The sequence below is a fragment of the Ideonella sp. P3_A4 genome, from assembly GCF_056403075.1.
Genome location: NZ_JBFUGE010000393.1, coordinates 1 through 5,568, shown reverse-complemented (window position 1 = coordinate 5,568; position 5,568 = coordinate 1). Strand labels below are relative to the sequence as shown.

The window sequence follows — 5,568 nt, the reverse complement described above, 5'->3', positions numbered from 1 at the left end:
GTGGGACACGCCGTTCCTGGTCAACAACGTGAAAGAAGCCGACGCACTGCTCGACGGCCCGGTGGGCCAGAAGGTGATCGCCAAGCTGCCCGAGAAAGGCCTGGTCGGCCTGGCCTACTGGGAGAACGGCTTTCGCAACCTGACCAACTCGAAGCGCCCGGTCACCAAGCTCGAAGACCTCGAAGGCATCAAGCTGCGGGTGATGCAGAACAACGTCTTCCTCGAAAGCTTCAAAACGCTGGGCGCGAACGCGGTGCCGCTGCCCTTCTCCGAACTGTTCAGCGCGCTCGAGACCAAGACTGTCGACGGCCAGGAGAACCCTTTCAACACCATCTTGTCGAGCAAGTTCTTCGAGGTGCAGAAGTACTTGAGCGTGACCAACCACGTCTACAGCCCGTGGATCGTGCTGGTCAGCAAGAAGTGGTGGGACGGCCTGTCGAAAGACGAGCAGAAGGTGCTGATGGACGCTGCTGTCGCGAGCCGCGACTTCGAGCGCAAGGACACGCGTGACGAAGCGGGCAAGGCCCTGGCCGACCTGAAGGCCAAGGGCATGCAGATCAATGAGCTGACGCCGACAGAATCAGCCCGCATGCGCGACAAGCTGACGCGCGTCAACGCCGGGATCGCGGCCAACGTCGGCATGGACCTTTGGAACGAAACCCAGAGTGAGCTGACGAAGATCCGCACCCGCAAGTAAGTGACCGGTCATTGATCCCGGGGATACTTCCGCGATGCGCATTGCCCTGATCGCCCACGACCACAAGAAAGACGACATGGTCCGGCTGGCCGGCCAGTTCCGCGAGGCGCTGGCTGGCTGCACTCTGATGGCCACCGGCACCACCGGCGGACGCCTGCAGCGCGAGGTCGGCCTGACCGTGGAATGCCTGCTGAGCGGGCCGATGGGCGGCGACCTGCAGATCGGTGCGCGCCTGGCGGTGGGCGAGGTCGACGCGGTGATCTTCCTGCGTGACCCGATGACGCCGCAGYCGCATGAGCCGGACATCAACGCACTGGTACGGGCCTGCGACGTGCACGACGTGCCTTGCGCGACCAACGTCTCTGGCGCGCGGTTGCTGTTGCGCGGGCTGCTCGGCGCCGCTTGATCTGAGCTAACCCTGCCGCGGCAACAGCGACAGGATGCGCGCGGCCATGCGCGCCGCAGCACCGCGGTGCAAAGCTGCGAAGGCCTGAGCCGACTCCACGGCCTTCAGGCGCGCCGGCTCGTCGGCCAACAGCGCCTGCATGCGCTGCAAGGCCTCGGCCCAGCTGCCCACCTGCCACGCGGCGCCGGCGCTGAGCGCCTGTTGCGCGGCTTCGGCGAAATTGAACACCGAAGGCCCGAGCAACATCGGGCAACCGCAAGCCGCGGCCTCGATGAAGTTGTGGGCACCGAAGGGCCGGAAGCTGCCGCCTTGCAGACCCAGGTCGGCCAGGCCGTAGTACAGCGCCATTTCGCCGAGTGAATCGCCCAGCCACAGGTCGACTGCAACATCGTCGGCCGATGGGCCGTCGGCGCCCCAGGCGCTGCGGCGCCGAAGTGACAAGCCTTTCGCAGCGGCCAGCGCAGCCACCACATCGAAACGCTGCGGGTGGCGTGGTACCACCAACAGCAGCGGACGCGGCACTGGCAACGCGAGCCACGCGTCCAGCAGATCGGACTCTTCGCCTTCGCGGGTGTTGGCGGCCACCACGACCGGTCGCTGCGAGCGTGCTCGCCAAGCCTGGCCTTGCGCGAGTTGCTCGGTATCGGGCCGCAGGTCGTATTTCAAGTTGCCGCAAACCTCGACAGTCGGCACACCGGCGCTGTGCAGCCGGCGCGCGTCAGCTTCGCTTTGGGCCAGCGCCAGCGCGAGCTTCTGGCCAGCGGGGTGCAGCAAGGCGGCCAGGCGCTTGCCCTTGACTGCGCTGCGCTCGGACAAACGCGCGTTGGCCAGCACCATCGTCACGCCGGCCCGTGCGGCCTCGTGCAACAGGTTGGGCCAGACCTCGGTTTCCATCAGCACGCCCAAGCCAGGCTTGTGACGCTTCAGAAAGCGTCGCGCTGCACCGGGCGTGTCGTAGGGCAACCAGGCTTGATGATCACCGGGGCGCAGCATCGATGCGCCAGCGGCGCGGCCGGTGGCCGTGCCATGCGTCAGCAGCAGCCGCAGCCCGGGCTCCGCGGCACGCAATGCGTCTACCAAAGCCGCGGCAGCGCGCGTCTCGCCCAACGACACCGCGTGGATCCACAGCCCCGCAGGGTGCGCGCGGCCCTTGCCGCTGCCCATGCGCTCGCCGATGGCCACGCGGTAACCGGGTTCACGCCGGCCGCGCCACCACAGCCGCGCCAGGTACAGCGGCGTGGCCAGGCGCAACAGGCTGGAATAGGCGGCGCGGACGAGCGCCTTTTTCATGTCAAGCCGATCAGGGCCGCGTCCCGCGGCCCAGGGTCTCGATCAATGTGCAGCCGCGGCGAACTGCGCGTCGGGCTTCACTTCGCGCAGCGCGGTCATGAAGTCCTTCTCGATGCGGTGCATCGCGTCCTGCGTGTGGCCTTCGAAGCGCATCACCAGCACCGGCGTGGTGTTGGACGCGCGAACCAGGCCGAAGCCGTCCGGGTAGTCGGCGCGCAAGCCGTCGATGGTGCCGATCTCGGCGCCAGGGAACTTCGCGGTCTCGCGCAGCTTCTCGATCACTTCGTGCGGCTCGCCTTCGGCGCAAGGCACGTTCAACTCGGGCGTGCTGAAGCTGTTCGGCAGGTTGTTGAGCACCTCGCTCGGGTCATTCGAACGCGACAGGATCTCCAGCAGACGGCCGGCCGTGTACATCGCGTCGTCGAAGCCGTACCAGCGCTCGCTGAAGAAGATGTGGCCGCTCATTTCGCCGGCGATCGGTGCGCCGGTTTCCTTCAGCTTGGCCTTGACCAGCGAGTGGCCGGTCTTGTACATCATCGGCACGCCGCCATGGGCGCGCACGTCCGGCGCCAGGCGCTGGCTGCACTTCACGTCGTAAATGATCGTGCCGCCCTTGACGCGGGTCAGGATGTCGCGCGCGAACAGGATCAGCTGGCGGTCCGGGTAGATGATCTGGCCGTCCTTGGTGACCACGCCCAGGCGGTCGCCGTCGCCGTCAAAGGCCAGGCCCAGCTCGGCATCGGTCGCGTGCACGACCTTGATCAGGTCGGCCAGGTTCTCGGGCTTCGACGGATCGGGGTGGTGGTTCGGGAAGTCGCCGTCGACCTTGGAGTACAGGTCGATCACTTCGCAGCCCAGCGCCTTCAGGATCGCCGGTGCGGTGGCGCCCGGAATGCCGTTGCCCGAATCAACAACAATCTTCATCGGCCGCGACAGCTTGCAGTCGTTGATGATGCGGTGGGTGTATTCGGCGATCACGTCCATCGATGCGATCCGGCCGCCCTTGCCGCTGACGTAGTCTTCGGCTTCCATCCGGCGGCGCAGCGCCTGGATCTCTTCGCCGTGGATGGCGCGGCCAGCCAGCACCATCTTGAACCCGTTGTAGTCCTTCGGATTGTGGCTGCCGGTGACCTGGATGCCGCTGGAGCAGCCGTTTTTCTTGCGGGTGGCGGCCACGTAGTAGACGATCGGCGTGGTCACCGCGCCCAGGTCGACCACGTCGAGCCCGGTGGACGCCAAGCCGCGCATCAGCGCCGCCACCAGGCCCGGACCGGACACTCGGCCATCGCGGCCCACGGCCACGGCCTTCTCGCCGGCCTTCAGCGCCTCGGTGCCGAAAGCCCGGCCCAGGTGCTCGGCGAACTGCTCGTCGAGCGCTTGGCCGACGATGCCTCGAATGTCGTAAGCCTTGAATGCGGATGCTGCAACCTTCATGACGTCTTTTCTCCTTGGCGGCGGATTGTAGGCAGGCGGGGTTTCCTGCCTGTTACAGGCAAACCTGGGCATGCAAGCCGCGGGCCTGCGCCACCACCCATCGCGCAGGCTGTCGATCCGTCGCACCCGTGCCGACAGGGCAAAAGCGCTGCCTACACTTTGGCCCCATGACCCAGCCCCTGACCCGAGACCTGCTGCGGCAGTCCTGGCGCGCGTGGACCTCGAACGACCTGCGCCGCGTTGGCCCCTACTGGCTGCAACTGGTGTGGACGACCTTGTTCGCCATCGGCGTCGGCATCCTGTTCACGCTGGCAGGCTTCGCCATGTATGCGCGCAGCGTGGCGGACTGGACCAGTTGGCCGAACTGGCGGCACTGGCTGGGCTTGAACCTGTTCATTTCGTTCTTCATCGCCTATGCCGTGCAGGCGATGTTCGAGCTGCTGGTCCTTCTGATCGGTCGCGCACGCATCCGTCAGTGGGCAACCTGGCAGCGCGGCATGTTCTTCACCGGCGTGCCGCTCTTCGGCTCCCTGGCCATCTGGCCGATCGCAGTTCACGCGGCCGGCTACGCCTTCGAGATCGCGGACAAGAACCAGACCTCGTCGACCAGCGCCTCGGGCGGCATGCTGTTGTTCGTGGTGATGTTCTCGGTGCTGCTGATCGTCTATTTCAACGCCCAGGCCCGCACCCAAGCAGCCGAGCGGCGCGCCGCCGAAGCCCAGCTGCGCTTGCTGCAGGGCCAGATCGAACCGCACTTCCTGTTCAACACCTTGGCCAACGTGGTGGGCCTGATCGACGCTGACCCGGCGCGTGCCCGGCTGATGCTCGAATCCTTCATCGACTACCTGCGCTCGTCGCTCGGCGGCCTGCGCAACCAGGCCCACACGCTGGGCCAGGAGATGGCGCTGATCGACGCCTACCTGCGGGTGCTGAGCATGCGCATGGACGACCGGTTGCGTGTGCGACTCGATGTACCGACCGAATTGCAGGCGGTGCAACTGCCGGCGGTGTTGGTGCAACCGCTGGTCGAGAACGCGATCCACCACGGCCTGGAGCTCAAGGTCGAAGGCGGCGAAGTGCAGGTGCGCGCCGAGGTCCAGGGCGCACAGCTGCGCATCGACGTGATCGACGACGGCCTGGGCCTGAACGCCGCCGCCCCGTCCCGCCGCCGCAGCGGCGCCGGCGCTGCGCTGGCCAACATCCGCGAGCGGCTGCGCACCGCCTATGGCGACCACGCGCAGCTGCAAATCGAGAATCGGGCCGAAGGCGGCGTGCGAGCCAGCCTGCTGCTGCCCTGGCCATTGCCTAACGCGTAACTTGTGTGACCTTGACGATGACCACCGCCCTGATCGCCGACGACGAACCGCACCTCGCCCGCTACCTGCACGAACAACTTGCCACGCTGTGGCCCGAGCTGCAGATCGTGGCCACCGCACGCAATGGCCTGGAGGCCGCTGCAGCGATCGACCAGCACGAACCCGACATCGCGTTCCTCGACATCCGCATGCCGGGCCTGACTGGGCTCGAGGTGGCGCAGGGCATCGAGGGTCGCACCCGTGTGGTCTTCGTCACCGCTTACGACGAGTTCGCCGTGCAGGCCTTCGAGCAGGCCGCGCTGGACTACCTGCTCAAGCCGGTCACTGCCGAGCGCTTGAGCAGGTCGGTGCAACGGCTGCGCGCCGCGCTGCAGACAACCGAGCCCGACGCCCGCCTGGCCTCTGCCTTGAGACAACTGATGCCC

Annotated in this window: 6 protein-coding genes; 4 read left to right on the top strand and 2 right to left on the bottom strand. The window is 66.8% G+C overall.

Annotation, left to right across the window (positions count from 1 at the left end):
• Both AC1DYI_RS24995 and AC1DYI_RS24990 read left to right on the top strand, forming a co-directional pair.
• On the top strand, positions 1–697 hold a 697-nt coding region (locus AC1DYI_RS24995; protein ID WP_477206837.1), incomplete at its 5' end, for a DctP family TRAP transporter solute-binding subunit.
• 34 nt (positions 698–731) lie between these two features.
• Positions 732–1,103 (top strand): methylglyoxal synthase, encoded by a 372-nt coding sequence (locus AC1DYI_RS24990; RefSeq protein ID WP_477206836.1) that lies wholly within the window; start codon positions 732–734, stop codon positions 1,101–1,103.
• A gap of 6 nt (positions 1,104–1,109) precedes the next feature.
• On the opposite strand, the gene AC1DYI_RS24985 is transcribed toward AC1DYI_RS24990, so the two are convergent.
• Positions 1,110–2,393 (bottom strand): 3-deoxy-D-manno-octulosonic acid transferase, encoded by a 1,284-nt coding sequence (locus AC1DYI_RS24985; RefSeq protein WP_477206835.1) that lies wholly within the window; start codon positions 2,391–2,393, stop codon positions 1,110–1,112.
• A gap of 42 nt (positions 2,394–2,435) precedes the next feature.
• The gene (locus AC1DYI_RS24980; protein ID WP_477206834.1) at positions 2,436–3,827 is read right to left on the bottom strand and encodes a phosphomannomutase/phosphoglucomutase; all 1,392 of its coding nucleotides are present in this window, start codon (positions 3,825–3,827) and stop codon (positions 2,436–2,438) included.
• Between the two features lie 167 nt (positions 3,828–3,994).
• Between AC1DYI_RS24980 and AC1DYI_RS24975 the strand changes: the two genes are divergently transcribed.
• Both AC1DYI_RS24975 and AC1DYI_RS24970 read left to right on the top strand, forming a co-directional pair.
• Positions 3,995–5,143, top strand: a complete 1,149-nt coding sequence (locus AC1DYI_RS24975) for a sensor histidine kinase (protein WP_477206833.1) — start codon at positions 3,995–3,997, stop codon at positions 5,141–5,143.
• Positions 5,144–5,160: 17 nt separating this feature from the next.
• On the top strand, positions 5,161–5,568 hold a 408-nt coding region (locus AC1DYI_RS24970; RefSeq protein ID WP_477206832.1), incomplete at its 3' end, for a LytR/AlgR family response regulator transcription factor.

Excerpts from the sequence above, each read along its gene's own strand:
- AC1DYI_RS24985 (WP_477206835.1), bottom strand. The coding sequence starts at position 2,393 with ATGAAAAAGGCGCTCGTCCGCGCCGCCTATTCCAGCCTGTTGCGCCTG.
- AC1DYI_RS24980 (WP_477206834.1), bottom strand. The coding sequence starts at position 3,827 with ATGAAGGTTGCAGCATCCGCATTCAAGGCTTACGACATTCGAGGCATC.
- AC1DYI_RS24975 (WP_477206833.1), top strand. The coding sequence starts at position 3,995 with ATGACCCAGCCCCTGACCCGAGACCTGCTGCGGCAGTCCTGGCGCGCG.